Origin of the sequence: Paenibacillus sp. VTT E-133291, assembly GCF_002264395.1 — a bacterium.
Classification (GTDB): Bacteria; Bacillota; Bacilli; order Paenibacillales; family Paenibacillaceae; genus Paenibacillus_AQ; species Paenibacillus_AQ nitricinens.
The window spans coordinates 18,529-39,737 of the sequence record NZ_NFVA01000065.1; the positions used below are offsets into that span (position 1 = coordinate 18,529).

18 protein-coding genes are annotated in these 21,209 nt (G+C 41.8%); 6 read left to right on the forward strand and 12 right to left on the reverse strand.

Annotated features, from left to right (window positions below; translation table 11 throughout):
• The first annotated feature begins 89 nt into the window (after positions 1 to 89).
• A complete protein-coding gene (locus CA598_RS22245; protein ID WP_094877926.1) occupies positions 90 to 995 on the forward strand; it encodes an AraC family transcriptional regulator in 906 nt (301 codons plus the stop codon).
• Positions 996 to 1,308: 313 nt separating this feature from the next.
• On the opposite strand, the gene gnpA is transcribed toward CA598_RS22245, so the two are convergent.
• The 4 genes from gnpA to CA598_RS22265 all read right to left on the reverse strand — a co-directional run bounded on the left by gnpA (position 1,309) and on the right by CA598_RS22265 (position 6,878).
• Positions 1,309 to 3,477, reverse strand: a complete 2,169-nt coding sequence (gene gnpA / locus CA598_RS22250; RefSeq protein ID WP_218832618.1) for a 1,3-beta-galactosyl-N-acetylhexosamine phosphorylase — start codon at positions 3,475 to 3,477, stop codon at positions 1,309 to 1,311.
• Between the two features lie 26 nt (positions 3,478 to 3,503).
• The gene (locus tag CA598_RS22255) at positions 3,504 to 4,358 is read right to left on the reverse strand and encodes a carbohydrate ABC transporter permease (RefSeq protein WP_256989959.1); all 855 of its coding nucleotides are present in this window, start codon (positions 4,356 to 4,358) and stop codon (positions 3,504 to 3,506) included.
• A gap of 9 nt (positions 4,359 to 4,367) precedes the next feature.
• A complete protein-coding gene (locus tag CA598_RS22260) occupies positions 4,368 to 5,309 on the reverse strand; it encodes a carbohydrate ABC transporter permease (RefSeq protein ID WP_218832619.1) in 942 nt (313 codons plus the stop codon).
• A gap of 90 nt (positions 5,310 to 5,399) precedes the next feature.
• Complete coding sequence (locus CA598_RS22265) at positions 5,400 to 6,878, reverse strand: carbohydrate ABC transporter substrate-binding protein (RefSeq protein ID WP_094872856.1); 1,479 nt, start codon at positions 6,876 to 6,878, stop codon at positions 5,400 to 5,402.
• A gap of 431 nt (positions 6,879 to 7,309) precedes the next feature.
• Here CA598_RS22265 and CA598_RS22270 point away from each other — a divergent pair, with 431 nt between their 5' ends.
• From CA598_RS22270 to CA598_RS22280, 3 genes are read left to right on the forward strand one after another with little or no spacing between them, the layout of a single operon-like run.
• Positions 7,310 to 8,173, forward strand: a complete 864-nt coding sequence (locus CA598_RS22270; protein ID WP_143812439.1) for a cache domain-containing protein — start codon at positions 7,310 to 7,312, stop codon at positions 8,171 to 8,173.
• Between the two features lie 11 nt (positions 8,174 to 8,184).
• Positions 8,185 to 8,994 (forward strand): sensor histidine kinase, encoded by an 810-nt coding sequence (locus CA598_RS22275; protein WP_094877929.1) that lies wholly within the window; start codon positions 8,185 to 8,187, stop codon positions 8,992 to 8,994.
• 14 nt (positions 8,995 to 9,008) lie between these two features.
• The gene (locus tag CA598_RS22280) at positions 9,009 to 10,616 is read left to right on the forward strand and encodes a response regulator transcription factor (RefSeq protein ID WP_256990597.1); all 1,608 of its coding nucleotides are present in this window, start codon (positions 9,009 to 9,011) and stop codon (positions 10,614 to 10,616) included.
• Between the two features lie 62 nt (positions 10,617 to 10,678).
• On the opposite strand, the gene CA598_RS22285 is transcribed toward CA598_RS22280, so the two are convergent.
• The gene (locus CA598_RS22285) at positions 10,679 to 11,221 is read right to left on the reverse strand and encodes a DinB family protein (protein WP_094877938.1); all 543 of its coding nucleotides are present in this window, start codon (positions 11,219 to 11,221) and stop codon (positions 10,679 to 10,681) included.
• 67 nt (positions 11,222 to 11,288) lie between these two features.
• Positions 11,289 to 12,236: a helix-turn-helix transcriptional regulator gene (locus tag CA598_RS22290; protein WP_094877931.1), complete on the reverse strand. Its 948-nt coding sequence runs from the start codon at positions 12,234 to 12,236 to the stop codon at positions 11,289 to 11,291.
• A 141-nt stretch (positions 12,237 to 12,377) separates the two neighbouring features.
• Here CA598_RS22290 and CA598_RS22295 point away from each other — a divergent pair, with 141 nt between their 5' ends.
• On the forward strand, positions 12,378 to 13,568 hold the full coding sequence (locus CA598_RS22295) for a coenzyme F420-0:L-glutamate ligase (protein ID WP_094877932.1): 1,191 nt from the start codon (positions 12,378 to 12,380) through the stop codon (positions 13,566 to 13,568).
• A 375-nt stretch (positions 13,569 to 13,943) separates the two neighbouring features.
• On the opposite strand, the gene CA598_RS22300 is transcribed toward CA598_RS22295, so the two are convergent.
• The 6 genes from CA598_RS22300 to CA598_RS22330 form a co-directional block, all read right to left on the reverse strand.
• Positions 13,944 to 15,083 (reverse strand): 5-methyltetrahydropteroyltriglutamate--homocysteine S-methyltransferase, encoded by a 1,140-nt coding sequence (locus CA598_RS22300; RefSeq protein ID WP_094877933.1) that lies wholly within the window; start codon positions 15,081 to 15,083, stop codon positions 13,944 to 13,946.
• A 127-nt stretch (positions 15,084 to 15,210) separates the two neighbouring features.
• The gene (locus tag CA598_RS22305) at positions 15,211 to 15,984 is read right to left on the reverse strand and encodes an ABC transporter permease (protein WP_094877934.1); all 774 of its coding nucleotides are present in this window, start codon (positions 15,982 to 15,984) and stop codon (positions 15,211 to 15,213) included.
• Positions 15,962 to 16,945 (reverse strand): ABC transporter ATP-binding protein, encoded by a 984-nt coding sequence (locus tag CA598_RS22310; RefSeq protein WP_094872904.1) that lies wholly within the window; start codon positions 16,943 to 16,945, stop codon positions 15,962 to 15,964. The genes CA598_RS22305 and CA598_RS22310 overlap by 23 nt, the downstream gene beginning before the upstream one ends.
• A 381-nt stretch (positions 16,946 to 17,326) precedes the next feature.
• Positions 17,327 to 17,515, reverse strand: coding sequence for a hypothetical protein (locus CA598_RS22315; RefSeq protein ID WP_094872879.1), 189 nt, complete (start codon positions 17,513 to 17,515; stop codon positions 17,327 to 17,329).
• A gap of 67 nt (positions 17,516 to 17,582) precedes the next feature.
• Positions 17,583 to 18,215 carry a nucleotidyltransferase family protein gene (locus CA598_RS22320; protein WP_094872881.1) on the reverse strand — a complete coding sequence of 211 codons (633 nt, stop codon included), beginning with the start codon at positions 18,213 to 18,215 and terminating at the stop codon, positions 17,583 to 17,585.
• A 421-nt stretch (positions 18,216 to 18,636) separates the two neighbouring features.
• On the reverse strand, positions 18,637 to 19,521 hold the full coding sequence (locus CA598_RS22330; RefSeq protein ID WP_094877935.1) for a LysR family transcriptional regulator: 885 nt from the start codon (positions 19,519 to 19,521) through the stop codon (positions 18,637 to 18,639).
• A gap of 111 nt (positions 19,522 to 19,632) precedes the next feature.
• Here CA598_RS22330 and CA598_RS22335 point away from each other — a divergent pair, with 111 nt between their 5' ends.
• The gene (locus CA598_RS22335) at positions 19,633 to 21,018 is read left to right on the forward strand and encodes an MFS transporter (protein WP_094877936.1); all 1,386 of its coding nucleotides are present in this window, start codon (positions 19,633 to 19,635) and stop codon (positions 21,016 to 21,018) included.
• The last annotated feature ends 191 nt before the right edge of the window (positions 21,019 to 21,209 follow it).

Below are 21,209 nucleotides of genomic sequence, written 5' to 3' on the forward strand. Positions count from 1 at the left end.
AATAGATTCAAAGTTCGATTTATTTAGGAAAAAAAGAGACTTTTTGCATTATTCCGATATGTTCTATTAAACATCAAGGAGGCAGTGCCATGTCTGACAAAGATCCCTCTTATCCACTTAGAAAACAGGTGCCCTCTCGTGATTGGTCACCCGGAATTCACTATGCACAATTGCAGACCCTTCCTCCTTGCACCTTTCCAAGAAGAAGGCTATATGACTACGAGTTACTCTATGTTCGCCAGGGCAAATTATTAACAAAGATGGATACGGTGGAATACGTACTGAACGCTGGGCAGCTAATCTTTCTCTCAGCTGGGGTATATCATCAGAATGCGATCCTGTCGGATTCTGATACCAAGCTTATTGGTATCCATTTTGATTTCTTTGGGGAATCCATTATTACACATGAGGAAGATATGGTAGTTAATGAGGAAGAGGTAATGGATGATAAATTCGCCTTTGAAGCCGTGACCGCTCCTTTCATGCCATTGTCACAAGAACCGATCTACTCTCCGCCTCCCGAATGTGTTCATGCCATGGAACAACTCGTTCATGAATTCACCATGCGGCCTGCTGGCTATGAGTGGGTCTGTAGAGGGCTACTACTCGGCATTCTGACTTCGCTGCTTCGAACGCAAAACTCCCGGGATGCTGCTAAATCTTCGGTTCACACCGAGCGGCTCAGAGCATTAATCGATGAGATAGAAGAGCGGTTAGCAGAACGCTGGACCAATAAATCCATGGCCACATCCATGAATATGCATGAGGACCACTTTGCCAAGCTCTTTCGTGAGGTCGCAGGTATGCCCCCCGGGGAATACCTCCGCTCGATCCGGCATAGGGAAGCGCGTAAGCTGCTGCGGGAAACGGATTGGCCGATTGAACGGGTGGGCGATCAGGTCGGTTATCCCGATATCCATTATTTCAGCAGGGTGTTCACGGCGAATGAGGGGATTTCTCCGCGGGCGTATCGTAAGTTGTCCCGGATTCTCTAGATACGGAAACCCCAGAACATCTCAATCCAAGTAAGAAGAACTCGCCAAAAACATTGCGGTTGATGGATTCATGCTTATCCTTAAAAAGCAAAAGCCCCCTTCCCTGAAAAATCGAAGAAGGGGGATTCCTTTAATTGCTATCGAATCAGCTAAACTTTAGGGAGGTTTTCCCTGATTAGTAGTCTAATGACCAAAAATCCCGGACTTTCAGGGAGAAATTCCCCAATTACTCTATCGAAGCGGTACAATTCAGGAAATTTGGAGACAACAGCGGCCGGAAGTCCAAATATTCTCCGTAGCTACGACGGACTCCTTAAATGTATGCCCTCATAGAATTCATATCCAGCCACACACTTTCCATTCCGTTCAATTCCAGCTCCAGTCTCATATCATTCTCCATCAGGATCGTCGTCTTCTGGGTCTCCGCTGTGTTATTCACTGCACAAAAGCGCCCAGTCTCAGGGTAGGCATGACACTCTACATTCGGATTCACTGAGAACCAAGAATACAATTGATCCTCTTGATGTGCAGCCCAAAAGATCGCCCGGCTCAATAATCTAGTATTCTGGATACTATACGGCAGCCCTGCAATATAAACGCCTCGACCATCCCCGACTGAATTCACAGCAAGATTGCAGCTTTTGTCCTGCACATCCAATATTTCAGCGCCAGTCTCTGCTTGATAGATCATGGTCATCCCTTCACCATAATCGATGTCGCCTTCCAAATCTTCCGTAATGAAATGCTCCTTTACTGGCGTTACCTTAGGCTTATTAACGCTTGCTGTAAAACCCATTTCCTTTTGAACACCTAAAATTCCTGCCAGTTGAAAGAGAACCCCTTGATGCTCATAAGCCGTTGGATCACCAATTCCAATAAAGCCGCCGCCTTGATGCACCCATTCGCGAAGCGTTGCCACCACTTTCGGGTCGCTCCAGTGATCGTCACCACTCCAAGAAGTATGAACATCACCCGCATTAATAATCACACCGATACTAGGATCAATCCCGTGTTGCCGAATATCATCAAAGCTTATAAATTCAATGTCGAAAGGCAGTCCTGCGAGCGATTCCAGTGCCCCTATGTAGGAATAACATCTTTGATTCCATAAAGAGTGAGCCACCTGATGTGTCTGCCAAGAACGGATGTAGCCCCAAGTATTAAGAATCGCCACTTTAAACGAAGCTTTATATGGCTGAGTCCCTTCAGCATTTGCATGAATGCCTTTAAACTGAGCCGCGATCTCCGTCACATGATCAATGAAATTAGGGAATTGGTACGCCAGACTTAGATATCCGCCATACCCCATTCTTCCAACCGATTTACGCATAAGTGCCCGGCGACATTTTATCCAGATCGGCATGGACTCCCCAACAGGATCTCCACCTTCAAAGAATACATCTGGGAAAAAGTAAGGATAGAAACGGGCTTCAGTATCCTTAATCGGAATATCCGCGATCATACGGGTCGTAACCCCATCTCCGGCAGCCCCAACCACCGCATCTAGCCCAATCTCGGAAAAATATTTACCATAAGGCTCTGTGCCTGCCCAATGATCCCCAAAGAACATAATCGCTTTCTTACCAAAATCATGCACCATATCAACACATTGTTTGGCATAACCTGCAATGAATTTCTGATTAAATTCCATCCAGTCCAAATACCTTGGCGTCGGATTCTTAAACGGTGTGTTATATCGTCCCTGATCCACAAAATCTTCCGCAGTCAGACGATATCCATAGGCTAGTTCAAACTGATCTAATGCTAATGGACTTACGCAGCTTAGATAGCCAAACCAATTAACTTGCTTCTCCTTACCTTCCTTATTAAAAATCAAGTCGAAATTATAAAAGAAGGTAGTAAAACGAACGATATCAGTCTTCGGATGCTTTGCTAGCCAATCTTTCAGCACCTTCAATACCTGCTCTTGAGCCTCGGGATAACGAACATCCAGTGGTAAGCGATGCTCTTCCGTCCAGTTATTCGTGATGTGATTGTACATAGAGACCGGTTCCCAAATCTGATAGGCCAAGAAACTGACGGTATATTTGTGAAACTGTTCCGCCTGCTCAAGCGTGACGATCCCCTCTGCGTAACTCCAATGTGCCGAAGGTACTATTTCTCCTGTGGTCCGGTTTACAACCTGCCAATATTTTTTAATATCTACATCTATGTTAGGAACAAATTGATCTGCAAAAAAATCTGCCATAATATCGATGGTGTTTACCTTCGATGTCACAATAAATGGTGCAGACATCAGATAAATCTGCTGTCTATACTGTGGATGCTGCTTTGCCCACTCGTTGTCCTCACGCACCAGACATAGCGTTGAATAGATTTGCAGACCCATATCAAGAATGTCCTGCGATAGACTCGTGCCATCACTGTCACGTACAGCATCTACGCCCCATCTCTCTACAAGATCAGCTATGACCTCTTCCATTCCTGTTTCACCAGGTAGTGTAAATCTTCCTTTATCCACACAAATTCCCTCCATGACTTTGTTGTTCAGCCCTTAATTCCGCCAGCGCTTATGCCTTGGAGCAATTGTTTTTGTCCGACCACATATAGGAGAATCGTTGGAATGAGTACCAAGATCAATGCGGCAAATAGTGCGCTCCAATCTGTAGCATACCTTTGAACCTCAAACAGATTGGCTAAGCCCACCGGTAATGTTTTTTTGCTATCCGTCTGAATTAGAACTAATGCCAGTGGATACTCATTCCAAAAGCCCATCGCTGCCAGCATACAGACCGTTACAATTCCTGGCTTAGCCAGTGGCGCAATGATTCTGACGAGTACCCCTGTATTCCCGCAACCGTCAATCTTAGCGGCTTCCTCATAATCTCTAGGGACAGATCGTAGAAATCCGCTCAACACAAAGATCGCAAAGGGAAACTGAAGGACAGCATAGATCAAACCGAGCATCCCGCGATTGTCCAGCATCCCGAAAGAATTCACTTGAATAAATAAAGGGACCATAATATAAGAAGCTTGAAGAAAGATACAGGCCATATAAATATTAAGAATCATTTTAGAACCCCAAAACTTAAATCTTGTTAATACATAAGCTATAGGGACTACAAAAATAACTAGAATCGCAGTTGAAAGCACCACTAGAAAGATAGAATTCAGGAAATAACTTCCCATCTTGGATTTCTGAAAAGCACGTACATAATTATCCAAGTGTAAGGCTTGTGGAAAGGCAAAAGGATCGGTTAAAAATTCCGTGTTGCTCTTAAATGAGGCTAAAAGATTCCATACAAACGGATATAACAAAACAATGGTAGCCACAATCAGAAACAGCCGAGTGATCCAATTGATAATGTTCATTTTTATAAGACTCTGTTGATTACTATTCACCCTTCTCCCCTACCCTTCTGCTCGATTTGTAAGTAGTCTGGACAGAAAAGAAAGGGCAAAGGCAAAAGCAAGCGTAAAGATTGCGATCGCCATGGCATATCCAAAGTTCGCATTTTGGAAACCTTGCGTGTACATGTAATGGAGTAACACAGTAGTACCACCTGCCGGCCCACCGCCAGTCATGATAGTTACAACTATAAAGCTTAAATTGATCGTACCCGCCAGGGACAGCACGAAGGTTATACCAATGATTTCTTTTAACAGTGGGATCGTAATGCTGATAAGCTTCCGGAAATACCCCGCACCATCAATGGTCGCCGATTCGAACACATCCGCAGAAATCCCATCAATAGCAGCGATATACATCACCATATAGTAACCAACCGCCTGCCAGATCAGAGTGACCGCTACGCACCATAATGCAGTTCGGCTATCCCCAAGCCAAGTCATAGTCAGTTGATCCAGCCCAATACTTGAGAGAATATTGTTCAAGATTCCCATGTTCGGATGAAATACAAAGGACCATATGATCCCGACTACCGTCAAAGAGATAATGCTGGGGAAAAAGAATACCGTCCGGTAAAAGCCTCGCTCTTTCAGCTTCGTCTGCGTCAATAGAAAAGCAAGCACTAAGCCAAAGGCTAAGGTAACCACCGGCACGACCAGCATCAGCTTGAACGTATTACTAAGCGCTTTTAGGAACATCTCATCTTGGAACATATATTTATAGTTATCCAGAAAGATAAACTTGTTCTCATCACTCATCCCGGTTGCATCCGTAAAAGACATAAAGAATGCCCGAAAGGTTGGAATGATCATAAATACGAGAGTCAACAGTAGCGCTGGAATGGTACATACGGCTATGAATAGCTTCGGATTTTTAGTTTTCGTTGACTTAGTCTTTATTTTTCTGTTTCTAGGAGCTACTTCCGTTAGTTGCATCTCAGACATCTTTCTCACTCCTCTTCATGCAAAATGCATCCTGTTCATAAATGTCCTTATCCATTCTTAACAGGATGCATTGGCATGAGATGCTATAAATTATTTACTAGCTGCTTTCTCTTTACGAATCTGTGCAAAAGCTTTTTCAACATTATCCATCCATTGGTCAGTGGTCATTTGACCTGTCATGACTGGCGTCATCGTATTTTTGAACATTTCAGTGACTACACTAACCTTGGAGCCCTTCGGTAAGGATTGCCAGCCTTGCAGAATTGAAATGGAACCATTATAAGCCTCAAACATGTCATATACACCTTTGGTCAAGTATGGCTTCGACAGCTCCTTCGCACCGTTAAGTGCATACGCACCATTAGCTTTTTCCGCGAATAATTTAACGGACTCATCCGTATACAGGAACTTCAAGAATTCTTTAGCCAGCTCTGGATTTTTAGCTTTTGCTGGAATGGAGAATTGCTCATAGCTGGAAAGCACGTACTTCTGATCCCCTTTATTAAATACAGGCACAGTGGTCATCCCAAATTCAAAGCCATTCTCTCTAGGCGAATCCTTCATTTCATTTTCCATCCAGTTGCCGTTTACGATAAACAACGCTTTCCCCATCATCATATCGGTCTGCGATTGGGTATGATTCAGGGCAACCGTACCATCCATCAGATATCCGTCTTTAGATATTTTGTAGAAAATATCCAATACTTTTTTGATCGTGTCGTTCTTAAATGATCCTTCCTCGTAAGCAAATACTTTATCTAACGTTTCTTTACCACCCGCACTAGCAATGGCAGGATACAGGATTTCTTCCAAATAGTCCGGATAGATGCCTTGGTAAGTGAACAACGCTCTTTTCGTTTTCGTTCCATCTGCATTGACCAAGAAGTTCTCTTCTTTTTTCAGCTCATCGCCTAAAGCAAAGAACTCATCCCAAGTCTCAGGAACACTCCAGCCTTTTTCCGCGAACAATGTTTTGTTGTAAATCAAGCCCATCGGTCCAGCGTTAAAAGGTGCCAGATAGATCTTCCCGTCTTGATACGGCTGAAATCTTGTGCTGTCCAGCATTCCTGGAAGAATCATATCCTTTAGCGTCTCATCTTTATCTAATGCTTTGCTTTCGAATACATCACTGATATCTAGGAGTCCTTTTTCTTTAATGAGGGACAACATAATCCCACTTTGCTCTGTGTCCGTAACAGATAGGAAGTCAGGAGGATTACCGGCCACAATCTGTGGTCTGATCACTTCACCAACCTTAGGGTTGATCGTCATATTCACTTTTACCCCTGGATAAGTACTCTCGAATTTGCTGACAATTTCATTCCAATAATCGGCGCCATATCCTCCTTGGAATACAGCAATACTCAGTTCCTTGTTATCAAATTCCTTCTTAGCATCCTCTTTAGAAGTATTCTCAGCGTTCGTTGTACTTGTGGCTTGCGCGGTACTTGTAGCTTTTGTTGCATTCGAATCATTTGAAGCAGCAGGTTTATTCGTGCTATTCCCACAGCCAACCAACCCTACACCTAGCAGCGTAACCGCTAATAACGTACTCATCGTCTTTCTCATAAACGCCCTCCTTAAGATGTTCTTGCTATCAATCCAATCACAGATTCAATATTGAAAACGCTTTATCTGATAACTTAAGTATAGAAGTGTTTACGTTTAATTTACATTTACAATACAAACGTACCTATGTATTATTTTATCCATCTATCATTCAGGTTTCAGATATACTTATTCATCAGACTCACATGACTTGTAAACTTAGCAGTTAAAGGAATGGATAATACTAACGATTCCATAGATTATTCTTGCTTTTCGCCCATGCATATATATTCCATTCTTCTTTTTATGTTAACTTGTTAGTAAAGGATATCGAATGGGAGGTCATCCACCTGAGTCATAACAAAGGGAAGCGGTATTTTCCTAGTCCCCCACAAATCATACGAAAAATTAAAATTCAAAATCGCTTAACCGTTATCTTCTTAATCGTTTCCGTGATTCCCATCATCTTTATAGGTTTCTATTCCTATACTATCTACTCCAAATCCATTAACAATAAATTAAGCAAATCTACCTTTCAGGCTTTGACACTGCTCAATCGAACGATGTTAAGTGAGCTTAATAACTATCAATATCTTGCCGGATCTGTTTCTACCAATCCTATTATTCAGGAGCGTTTAACGGCAGCGCCTAATGAACCCGCCCCTAGCAATGCTACTATAAACCACGCTATGGACAATGTGTACAGAACCATTTATCCGGGATATGTTCAGAACGTTCGGATCATAGACTCCAAGAACGAACCGATCTATGAACTAGGCTATGATGGCATTCCCAATCCAAAATATGGAGAAATCATGAAACAGGTAGATCTTAATGCCCCTTATGACAGTCTTAATTATGTAAAAAGCTATCGTGCTTCCCATACGATTGTCCTGGGGCGTAAAATTTTTGATCAAGAAGACATTGGCGTTCCATTAGGTTATGTGTTTGTTTTTATCGGCGGGGAGTTATTCTCAAAAGTCATTCTTTCCAGTGTAGACTTAGGAACAGGTTCTAATCTGCTTATCATGAATAGAGAAGGAATAGTGATGTCCTCGAACCTTAAGAGTACAACACTTGGTGAAGCCTATGATAAAGGTCAACTTTTCAACCAAATCAAAGAACAAGAGTCACAGAAGAACCATTCCTTTCAAGGCTTAGTCAATGGCAAAATGCATCAGATCTCCTATATCAATAATAATCAATTAGGCTGGTACATGATTTCTACGGTTCCCTTCTCTTATATTAATTCTGAGACAAGTAAAATCACCACGGGACTCCTTATCGTTGTCAGCATCATGTCCTTTGTATCCTAATTATCATCGTCTTGTATAAAAGTATCCTGAAGCCTATCAAACAAATTATTGTCTTCTGTAATCAAATTTTTTATGGCAATTTATCCAATCGTATAGAAGATCACAGTAACGATGAGATGGGTGTTCTGGCAAATAGGATTAATAGTATGGTCAGCCGGATTGAGCAACTGATAGAGGATCAACAGAAAGATCAAAAGAGGCAGCGTTCGCTTGAATTACAAATGCTACAATCACAGATTAACCCTCATTTTTTATTCAACACTCTAAATTCCTTGCGATGGCTCGCAATGATTAACCAGGTTCCCGTGCTAAGTGATGGTATCTCCTCTCTCGCAGAATTACTGCGAAGTACCATCATCGATCAAGATGAGGAAATAACCATCAAACAGGAGCTTAATAATCTGGACAATTACTTTGCCATTCAAAAAATACGTTATGCTGATCGATTTGACGTTGAATATGATCTAGATGAATCGGTCTTAGATAGTCTGATCCCTAAACTTATTCTGCAGCCGATCGCTGAGAACGCTATCATCCATGGGGTTACGGATATTGGAGGAAAGGTTCTTATTCGCATTAAGGTTTACGCAAAAAATGAATACACACTTGTTATAGAAATCATTGATAACGGAAAAGGCTTTGACACGAAAAAATCGGAAAAGGCTGATACCCTGTCCGGTATCGGAATTTCTAATGTAGCCGATCGCATTAAGCTTCAATATGGTGAGAGCTACGGACTATTCATCACAAGCTTAGTGGGTCAAGGCACCTGTTGCCGCCTGATGATCCCCAAACAAACCTACGAAGAAGATAAGGGGTGATACTAGTGTATCCAATGTATAATGTAATGCTGGTGGATGATGAACCTATTGTAAAAGTCGCGCTCAGAACCATGATTCCGTGGGAAGAGCTTGGATATATGATCTGTGCTACAGCCTCTGACGGAATTGAAGCTTTAACCCTTGTCGAGAAATTTAATCCCCATATCATCATTACAGATCTCAAAATGCCTAATATGGATGGTTTGCAGCTGATAAAAGAACTGAATAACAGAGGGTTTGCAGGAAAAATCCTGGTGGCAAGTAACCACGGGGAGTATGAGTTGGTTCGCGAAGCATTAGTTCTTGGCGCTGTAGATTACATGCTTAAGATTAGTATGAAGACTGCGGACCTCATCCAGTTGCTGGAGAAATCCACGCACCTAATTCAAGAACAGCTTCAGTCCAAGCAGCAGCTAGAGACACAATCTCAGCTATTGCAACACAATTTAAAGAGTGTAAAAAATGCGATTTTAAAAGATTATTTTACCGACCCCTATTATGATATGAACCAGCTTGAACAGCAAGATTCTATAACACTCGCTTTTAGTGAAAATAGCTGCTATTTGTTCTACATTACCTTTGAGCAAAATAGCGCCAGCCCTAGCGAACGGAAAAATCAACTTTCGGTATCCTTCATTGAAAACATCATCTTAGATATCCTGGAAACCGTAGATCAATTCGAAATTATTCAGCTTGAATCGAATGCATTGTTGCTGCTAATCTCCACTGATACCTTAGATAATCAGCAAATTATCCGTACCGACTTTATCCATAGAGTCATCCAGTTGATCAAAATGTATATTTCCATTACCCCTACCATTGTTTATTCCCAGAACATTAGAGGATACGCTGAGGCGAAAGTAATGCTAGAGCGATGTAAAGAATCCTTGGAAATCCAATTTTACAACGATATAACGATTATTGATCCCGAGATTGTCCATTTAAATGATACGCTCGATTTCGAAAACGTTCATGAGTTCTCTACAAATTTAATACAGGCCTGGAAACGCTCCGGCGTTGAAGCCGTTAATCAAGCCATTCATAATTTCCTTGAGACCTGCAGATCGAAACAAATAAAGCCGGCTGAAGCCAAAACATTCATCGTCAATTGTCTGCACTATCTTCCATTATGCGATGCTCACATTATCGTTGAAGATCCAAAGCTTTTGAAAACAACTATTGAGAATATTGCAAATAGTAAGCGAAGTGCTGAGATTCTAACGCAGATGGAGCTTTTATTTCAATTATTCACCCATCAAAAACAACAGATTGTGACTACCCATAATAGGGATGTTAAACAAACCATTGATTACATCAATGCAAATTATCAGAAAAAGCTGACCTTATCTCTGATTGCCAAGCAGGTCAACTTAAGTGAGAACTATCTATCCCGAATCTTTAAAGAAGAAGTCGGCCAAAGTATCATTCATTACATTAATACCGTAAAAATGGAGAAGGCCGCAGAGTTAATTCTAAAGGGCAACCCTTATGTCAAAGAGATTTCTACGCAAATCGGTATACATGATCAATTTTATTTCACCAGACTTTTCAAGAAGCATTTTGGTGTTAATCCGAGTGAATATAAAGATTATGTTCAAGCGACGCTTGGCTCAGGAAATTAAAGATCATTTCTTTTACGACGAAAGGCCATTGCTGTAGATCAGCAATGGCCTCTTTTTTTGGTTTACATCACTTTCCGAAACAATTCCTTGTTTAATCGCTCCAGCTGCAGAAGATGATGACGATAGTGCATTTCAATAAGCAGGAACCATTCCTCCGCGCATAGTCCACCGAATCGCGGATGAGATACGGTATTAAGTTTGGACGCTTTTTCAAGAGACGGTTCGACCTCTCTCATTCTTTGGATGACTGATTGTAACCCTTGAATTAATTGTTCTTTGCTCTCCGGCTGCTCCGGTGTATATTGGGCAGAAGGCGGAACCTGAATACGAATGGGTGGAAAGCTTCCTTGTGCAAATATAGCCGCACCATCCTCGGTTTTCCCTACATGAGATATTAAGGGATCTTGGCTTGGCGCCAGACATTGATCAATATTACGAAGCTGCATATACAGTGCCGAGTTAATGAGATGTTGAACCATCTGTCCGATGGACCACTCGTTTTCACTTGGCTTTTGCTTCAGCTGTTCCAGATTGAATCGCTCTAATGCATGAATATAGTATGTCGCAGTTTCTTCAAAACGTTGTAAGGCTTCTTTAGTTGTAATCATCATATTTCAGCTCCTCTAGTCATTAATTATCCAAGTATACAAAAACGCTACTGACAGCGTTATGTCAGTAGCGTTTTAACATTATTTCCAGCTCGTTTCTAACTTGATGGCGAAAAGATTCCGGCTCTAGCACAACCATGCCGCCTCCCCAGCCCAGCACCCATTGCAGCAATTCCGCTGGCTCTCGAACTCGAAAAGTAACCAGTAAGCCTTCCGCATGCTCCTCTATAGTTTCAATATAGAAGTTGTTCGATTCCCTTACCCTATCGGCTATGTCCGAATGGACTAAGATAAGCACATGAACGTTGCGATCATCAGGAGGTTGGTATACCTCCAATTGGAAATCCGCTGGCAGTATGAATTTATCTTCCAGATCCATAAGCTCCCTCATTCGGGATAACCGGAAATGACGGATGCCTTGACGCAATTCACACCAAGCGACGAGTACCCATGATCCTTGATGAAGCACAAGTCCGTAAGGAGCAACCGTACGAATACTTTGACGGTTCCCATCGGCTTCGGCGATTCTTTTGGAATAACGAAATCTTATTTTCCTCTCCTCCAATATCGCTCGACGAATGGCTTCCAGACATGCCTTTTCTTGTATTGGTGCTATATCTGCTGCGGATGCAAATAAACGAAAACTTTTGCGGATCTGTGACGCTTCACTGCGGATGGCTTCTGGAAGGATAGCTTCTATCTTTGCTTTAGAGCTTCTAGCCTTATTGCTATAGTGGGCATCAAACCACTGCTCGATAAAGTCAGTCCCGATAAGCAATGTCACTGCTTCGTCCAGCGTGAAACTAACGGGTGGCAGGAAATACCCCTCGATTAAGGAGTAGCCCTGCCCTGGCGCTCCTATTATGGATACGCCCGCTTCACTCAGTGCCTGAATATCCCGATAGATAGTTCTCACACTCGTTTCAAACGTAGCCGCCAAATCCTCCGCCCGTAACATTTTATTTCGCTGCAGTTCAAGCACTATAGCTAACAATCGATCCATTTTGTTCATACGGCGCTCCCTCTATAAATCCTTTTTATATTAGATATCACAAACATTAATTTCACTTATATCGCTTAAAAGGGTATAGTAATATAGGATAAAAACCATTACTTATATAGAGAGTATACCCTTATAAGAGGAGAGATTGTATTGGAAAGAGTAGTTGGAACAGTGGTGCGCGGACTTCGCGGACCCATCATTAACAATGGGGATAACATAGAAGAAATCGTAGTTCAGACCGTATTGAATGCTGCAACAATCGAGGGTTTTAAGATAGAGGATCGCGACATTGTAACCGTAACAGAATCCATTGTGGCTCGGGCACAAGGAAACTATGCGACCATTGATAATATTGCTGCTGATATTAAAACAAAATTCGGTGATGAGACTGTGGGTGTTATTTTCCCTATTCTTAGCCGTAACCGGTTTGCTAACTGCTTGCGTGGAATTGCCAAAGGGGCACAAAAAGTAGTCTTAATGTTAAGCTATCCATCGGATGAAGTAGGCAACCATCTTGTAGACATCGACGAATTAGATGCTAAGGGTGTCAATCCATGGACGGATGTATTAACTGAGGCTCAGTTCCGTGAACATTTCGGCTATATTAAGCACCCATTCACAGGTGTTGACTATATCGAATATTATAAAAGCTTAATTGAAGCTGAAGGTGTGGCTTGTGAAGTCATCTTCTCCAACAATCCGAAAACCATTTTAAACTACACAAAAAATGTATTAACTTGTGATATTCACACACGGTTCAGAACCAAACGAATTCTCATGAGCAATGGTGCTGAAAAAGTATTTGGTCTGGATGATGTTCTTACACAATCCATCGATGGCAGCGGCTTTAACGAAGCTTATGGTCTGCTTGGCTCTAATAAAGCAACAGAAGAAAGCGTAAAGCTATTCCCTAATAACTGCCAACCTATCGTAGATGGTATCCAAGCAAAAATTAAAGAAATTACAGGTAAAACTGTAGAAGTAATGGTCTATGGCGATGGTGCATTCAAAGATCCGGTCGGTAAAATATGGGAACTGGCAGATCCAGTTGTATCCCCTGCCTATACTGCAGGACTTGATGGAACGCCAAATGAGGTGAAATTGAAATATTTGGCCGATAACAACTTCTCTCATCTTCGTGGTGAAGAGCTGAAACAAGCCATTTCTAAATATATCCAGAATAAAAATGAGGATCTGGTTGGTGCGATGGAAGCCCAAGGGACTACACCTCGTAGATTAACGGACCTGATTGGTTCATTATCTGATTTGACTTCTGGTAGTGGAGACAAAGGAACACCAATGATTTATATTCAAGGTTACTTCGATAACTATACAAAATAATATAAGTACAAAAAAGGGAGCCTCTTAACGAGAGCTCCCTTTTTTGTACTTTGCGTTTTATAGATTAGGGAATTTCTCCCTAAAATTCAGAGATATCTGATCATTAGGCTGACAATTAGGGAATTCCTCCCTATAATTCAACTGATTTGGTCGTGAATTTAGTTATCCCCCGATTTTTAGGGAGGAATTCCCTGATTCGATTCATTTAGAGGAATGATCGGCTTTTATTAGGGAGATTTTCCCTAATCTAGTCACTGGTATAGATAGAACTAGCCAAGTATATCGATGCACTCGCTTTAAATCAAAATAAACCTTAAGCCGAGTCGGATGAATATCCGTGCGGTTTAAGGTGTTTTTTTAACTTTTTACTTATCCTTAATTCCAGATCTCTTCCGCAATCTCTTTAATATACGCAAGCTTGCGCCATTGCTGCTCCTCTGTCAGGTGGTTACCTTCTTCCGTAGAAGCGAATCCGCATTGCGGGCTCAGGCAAATCCGGTCCAGATCAACATATTGCTTTGCTTCTTCAATACGCTTCAGGATATCTTCCTTGCTCTCCAGCTCACCAAATTTGGAAGAGAACAGACCAAGCACGACCTGTTGATTGTCTTTTAGGAAGCGCAAAGGTTTGAAATCGCCCGCCCGTTCCGTATCAAACTCCAGATAGTAACCTGAGTAGTTATTGATGTTCAGAAGTGTTTGCGCGATAGGTTCATAACCTCCGCCTACTCCAGCATAAGTAGAAACATAATTGCCTCGGCATACATGTGTCGTTACAACCAGATCTTCCGGCAGACCGGATACTACTTCTTCGTTCAACTTCGCAAGCTCGTTCGCATATTCAGCTACATTCACACCAACCTGATTCATAAATGCTATAAACTGTTCGTCGCACAGAGCTCCCCACGTGCAATCGTCGATTTGAATGCTGCGGCAGCCCGCTGCATAAAAGGCAAGAATTGACGCTTTGTATGCTTTGGCAATATCCGAAATTAGCTCTTCACGATTCGGGTATAATTCATTCGTGCTTTCCTTATTTTCTGCCCGATCCAGCTCAAACAGGAATTGCGCAGCTGCAGGAATCGATTGACGCGCAACAACGCCCTCGCCTGCAGCGCCTTTTAAGAATTCATAATGCGCTACAAAAGGGTGGCTGCTGTAGCTTATTTTCCCGGTCAATCGGGCTGTTTCTGGTCTCGACTGCGCGCCGTTAAACTGGTAGCCTTGATCAATAATAGTCCGCTCTACACCATCAAATCCCCAGAAGAAATCGAGGTGCCACCAAGAACGGCGGAATTCGCCGTCAGTTACAGCTTGAAGGCCTACCTCTTTTTGCTTCTGCACTAGCTTAACGATTTCTTTATTTTCAATTTCCTTCAGCTGCTCAGCGGTAATTTCGCCGTTTTTGAATTTTGATCTAGCCTCTTTCAACGCTTGAGGGCGCAGGAAGCTGCCAACAATATCATATCGAAATGGAGTAACGGTTCGTTGTTTAGGTTCGGTTTGAGTGCTCATATATTAATCTCCTCGTAAAAAATTATTAAAATTAATATAGCATATCCGATGGCCTATACCGTTACACCAATGAGTTATGGCAGGTTATAAGTATTAGCTATACCTAAAGAATAAACGTTTGTGTAGGCTAATATTGCCCGAGAAGACCTTTCTTCATGGCTATTTTCTCGCACCGCTCAAACACAAAGAGCCCTAAAATCAAATACACTAGCGAATTTAATAGTAATACGCCATAATCTGATAAGGGCAACTCCGTTAGCGTAAGATTCTCTATCATCACTGTTCTTACCATATTCACGCCTTTGACGAATGGAGCAAACGCCAGAAATGGTGCGACAGATATCGGAACAAATACAAGTCCCATCAAAACGAATTGGAAAATCTGTAAAAATGCTTGAATTTGTTTCACGATAACAGCCAAACCAGCAATCATAAAGCTGACCCCCACCATACTTATCATCGTAACTATAATGATTGGGATCGTAGTCATAGGATTTAAGCTCAACCACTGCCCGGAGGTCAGCATCGCACCAAAGAGTAAAAGGATCATAATAACAGACTGTAAGCCCAATTGACTGATGATCCGCGTGAGCATGATTTTCCACACGCCCAAGGGAGACATATATAACTGTTCTAACGTTCCACGCGTCGCTTCTGTGATTACCGAATAACCAATAAAATTCATCGTCATCATCGTTAAGCTCCAAAAGACCACACTTACAATGGAGTATTGAACATTCGTATCAAAGCTGGCCGGATCTCCTATGAACATAATTCCAAAAAATGCAGCCAGAAATATAATATAAAAAGTGGCTACTAACGCAATCGTGTTCGGTAGATAACGTTTCATCTCAATATATTCCTTACGAAAATTCGCATTAAATAAATGGAGCCATTTCATGAGTTCTACCTCCTTTCACAATCTGAATAAACACTTGTTCAAAATCAATCGTAATACGATCAATACTTTCCACCATGGTTCCTTCCTCTTTCAGGAGATCAAACAACTCGTAGATATCCTGCCCATGCTCTAAGTTCACTTCCACAATCGTTTCATGAGAGCTTGCTTTATAAGTACTTAAAGGGAATATACTCAACAGTTTATTCTCCTGTTCTAGGCTTAATTGCTCACCCAGCTTAATGGAATATGCCCTTGTTTCAAATAACTTAAGTAAATTCTCCACCCTGTCATCAATCACAACTTCACCTTTATTAATGATAATGGCACGGTCACACAGCTCCTGAACGACGGGCATATCATGTGAGCTAATAATGATCGTACGTCTTTCTTCCCTTACTATCGTTTTTAGAATATTACGTAATTCATAACTAACCTCAACATCCAAACCGAGCGTTGGCTCATCCAGCAAGATGACATCCGTATTAGCTAATAACGCCACAGCGATTGCCAGCTTTTGCTGCATCCCCCGGGATAATCCATTAACCAGCTCATTCTCCTTTTCTTTAAGATTGAATTGCCCTAATAATTTCTCTGTTTGATCGACTATTTGCTTCCGAGAGTACCCCCGGTTACCTGCAAAATATTCTAAATTTTCCCGTACGGTAAGACGCCAATATAAATTCCGGTTTCCCTCTAATACAGCACTAATATGCTCTAGCGCTTTCAGTCTCTTCTTGCATATATCTAAACCATTAATGGAAATAGAACCCCCATCCGATTCTAACAAACCACAAAGCATCTTTATTGTTGATGTTTTCCCAGCCCCATTGGGGCCCAATAAACCGAGAACCTCACCACGATTTACATGAAAAGAAACATTACGAACGGCATGTATTTTCTCTTTCGTCTTTCTTTTCGCATAGACCTTGCTAATCCCCTGTACCTCTATAATTTTCTCCACCTTATAACCATCCTCTCCCGTACGATTTTTAAAGAGTGATTCCATTGTTAAATTCATTTTATTTTAGAATCTAAATTTAGATAACTGGCTCCAGATGGATACTTTCTCCGTCTGGGGGATGAGAATTGGGTATGGGATGGGTAAATTTGATTTTAAGGTGCTGGTAATCGGAGGGGTTACTCTACAAGCCGGATCCTTCGCAATGTTCGGATGAATGAACTCAGTATGGGGATGGTACTTTATTCTCGATTCCTATGGCATAGTCACTACTCGGCATCAAAAGGTGCGGTTCGCGAACCTCAGCCTAATAACAACTATGACAGCCTTTGAAATTTATAAGGGCTGTCATTTTTTACGTAAATAAAACAAGCTACAACACCATTAAAAGATCCATATGAGTAAGAAAATAACTGCAATGATTGCCACCACAATTAAAAGATTGGTCACTTCACTCCAAAATCCGGGAACGCCTTGTGTATGATATTTCTGCGCATTGACATCATGGTTTGCTTTATGACCACCAGGGTCCGTCGTATTCGAACTAGGTCCTGGATTAAAAAAGTCTGACATAGAAATCAACCCCTTCCCATGATTACCAACCATATTATACCAGTATATTTCCTTTTTTATTAATAAATCACTTAGCTCCATTCATTTGAGAATAAAAATAAGGTAAGTGTTTCTTTGATAGAGCTTTTTCGATTAGTTCTTGATCGTATCCATATTTTTGCAGTGCAGTAATAATCGCTTGTGTCCTGTCGGACCGTTGTCGTCTTAAATTAGATTCCAGTTGTATTTCTAGAGGAACCGTAGGAATAGTGTACCGTCCGATAGTTACATTCTTACAATGGTTCCAAATGAATCGCCCACCTTCCCATATCCCATCACCATCCATAGAATCAGGAATTCCCGCTGAGTTAGAGATATGAACGACTTCCACTTTGAATCCATTGATAATCCAACTTCCCTTTGTCCACGAAAAGCCCGAAGAAAAGGTCTGAGTGTATGCAGGTTCTTCTAAAGAGGATAACCAGTTCTCCCCATGAGGAAGTTCACATTTGTCTATCAGGGAATATTCCTTCAGAAGTTCTGCAAATTGTGCAATCCCTTCTTTATTTTTAGTATAAATATCAACGTCTCCCGGAGTCATTTCACAGCCCTGTAAAACCGAACCCACCGAGCCAACCAAGATCCATTCTAATTTCGAATTCACTTCCGATGAAAAATAAAGCTCACATACCTTTGACAAAGCTGTTTCCCAGCTGTTCATAATTTCACCCCAAATTGACTAGTAAGTTCGAGTACATGAAACCTTAATAACCTCAGATGCGTTAAAGAACTATACAAATTCACAGGAGGTTTTAAAAATGAGATACAGTGCTGCTGGCGCGCGAATAACCTGTCCTTGTTGTCAAAACGATACCTTTGATCTGGATTATAAACTGCTTAACACAAGCGGAGCATCATTTCTAGGATTTGACTGGGCAAACAAAAACGCTGCAATCCTTATTTGTAAGAGATGCACCCATATCTCATGGTTTATGGAAGAACCAACATCAGATAATTAAACACTACCAGATTCTTCTACATCCTCATTATAAAATATATCTTTAGACCATGTGTCCTTGAGCTGGATGCAATTGTTCTTATGTATCCAGTTCAATACCTCTCGATACCCATCCTCAATTATCTTAATGCTCTTTAGATATCGCTCCGAAATATTCTACTACTACCTCACGAAATTCCAGAGCAGCTTGCGAAATATACCGGCTCTTGTGCCAAATCAAAGCAATCTCTCTTTCCAATTCATGATTCTCAACTTGGAGATATTTGATATCTTCCCGTGAATTCCTTGCCGTACTTGGAATGAAGGCTAAGCCAATTTCAGCTTCCACAAGCGCACTAAGCCTTGCAGGTTCATCCCCCTCATATACATATTTAGGCACAAATCCAACCGATTGGCACACAGAGTCTATTAAATCCCGAGTTCCATAACCACTCTTAACCCCGACGAACCATTCATCTCTCAGCTCTATCAAGGATATGCTACTTCGATTAGCCAACCGATGCCCCTTTGGAACGGCTACAAGGATTGGATCGATAAATACGATTTGGCATTCGATATCGTCCCCTTCTATAGGTGGTGAGGACAAACAGAAATCCACCTCTCCTCTATCCAAAAGTGTGATCATTTCCTGCGTGGTCAGCATCTGCACATGAAATTGAATATCAGGTCTCTTTTTTCGAAACTTGCGAAGGATATTGGGTAATGTGCTCGCGGTGGTCACCGCTAATTCAAGCGTGTTATGTTCCGGGTGAGATAAATCACTAAGCTCCTGCTTTCCCTGCTCCAATTCAAATAAAGCTCTTTCAGCACGGCGAAGGAATCGTCTGCCGAACTCATTCAATCGCAGCTTTCTCCCTACCCGATCGAACAAAGGGACCCCAAGAGCCTCCTCCAAACGTTGAATCGTTCTACTTAGGGATGATTGAGTAACATGTAGATTTCGTGCAGCTTCAGTCATATGCTCCAAACGAGCTACTGCGAGAAAATATTGCAATTGCAGAAGTTCCATTTCACGCCTCCATTCATTCCTTCAAATCAATGAGATCATAACATAAAATGCGTTGGAATGAATAAACGAATTCAAGTACGATGAAATTAATAAGTAATGGGAGGCTTCATAATGAGTGTTCGCAGCAGGTGGTTAATGATTTCAGTGGGTTTAGGGATATTATTGAATCCTTTAAATTCTTCAATGGTTTCTGTTGCTATTCCAAGGCTGCAAAATGTATTCCAGCTTGACTATACAGGTGTTTCCTGGATCATTTTTTCTTTCTACATTGCAAGTAGTGTCGCTCAACCTGTTATGGGAAAAGCCAGCGATTTATTCGGCCGGAGGAAGATATTTCTTACTGGCCTTGTCGTATCCTTCATTGCAGGCTTATTAGCTCCAATATCCCCGAGTTTCGGGTGGCTCATCGTGTTCCGGATTGTGCAAGCCATTGGAACAAGCATGATGGTAGCCGTTGGAATGGCCATTGTACGTATTCATATTACGGAGAAACAAGCGACAGCGCTGTCTGTTTTGTCCATATTCCTGTCCGGAGCGGCAGCCATTGGACCCTTTATTGGCGGGGTCATCATTCACTGGTGGGACTGGCCCGCTATCTTTTTCGTCAATATTCCATTCGTCGTGGCGAGCTTTCTTTTATCTTGGAGAAATATCCCTAAGGACGAACCGTCAACAACCGTTACCCGCGGGATATCCTTTCGAAATTGTTTTAATTTGATGGATGTGACAGGAATCCTGCTCTTCACGATGGGACTGATCGCCTTACTTGTTGGATTGCTCTCAGCCAAATCATCCGGGCATGTCGCATTAGTAAATGTTATTGCCCTACTAACAGGAATCGCTTTGTTAGGAGTATTCGTCCGGCATGAGTTAAAAGCGGAGTCACCCTTTATTCCTTTGCGTACCTTTACCAAATATCCGGCGATGACTTTGGTTAATATTGAATTTATGCTCGTTAACGTACTTTTTTACTCCCTCTTTTTCGGGATTCCATCTTATTTGCAAATGGTACGGCATGTCAGTGAGTTCCAAACCGGGATTCTCATGCTAACGCTAGGATTATGCTCGTTGATTACTGCTCCAATAGCAGGACGCTGGATCGATAGATCTGGCCCCCGGCCAGCATTGCTGGTATCCGCAATACTAATGACATTGGGATCGGTGTGGCTTGTCACATTAAATCAGACTTCACCGGTTATCAGTGTATGTGTGGCATTGGCTGCCTTCGGGATTAGCAATGGGTTGAACAATGTAGGTCTGCAAGCCGCTTTGTTCCAAAGTTCTCCAAAAGAAATCATCGGTGTAGCATCGGGCTTATTTAACACATCAAGATATCTGGGAACCATACTATCTTCCTTGTTGATAGGGATAATTATGGGAGAAAAATTCAACTTTGAGGGATTTCAAGTCCTTGGGATTATGCTCACGATCATTGCATTATCTTTGGTATTCATGAGTTGGCAGCACCGGAAGTCGGGGGAGTTCAGTAGAAGTTAAATTGATTAATTACTAATAAGTTCGCTGATTTCTTCATAAGTCATTTCAGTTGTCACTTTCGTTAACTAAAGTTTTCATTCAAACACCTCCAAATTATGGGGCTTGCCTAGCACTAGTATATGCTAAAACAACCCTTAAACAAAGAAAGTCTCTATGACCATTCTGAACTGTGACCCGTAAGATGGAAACTT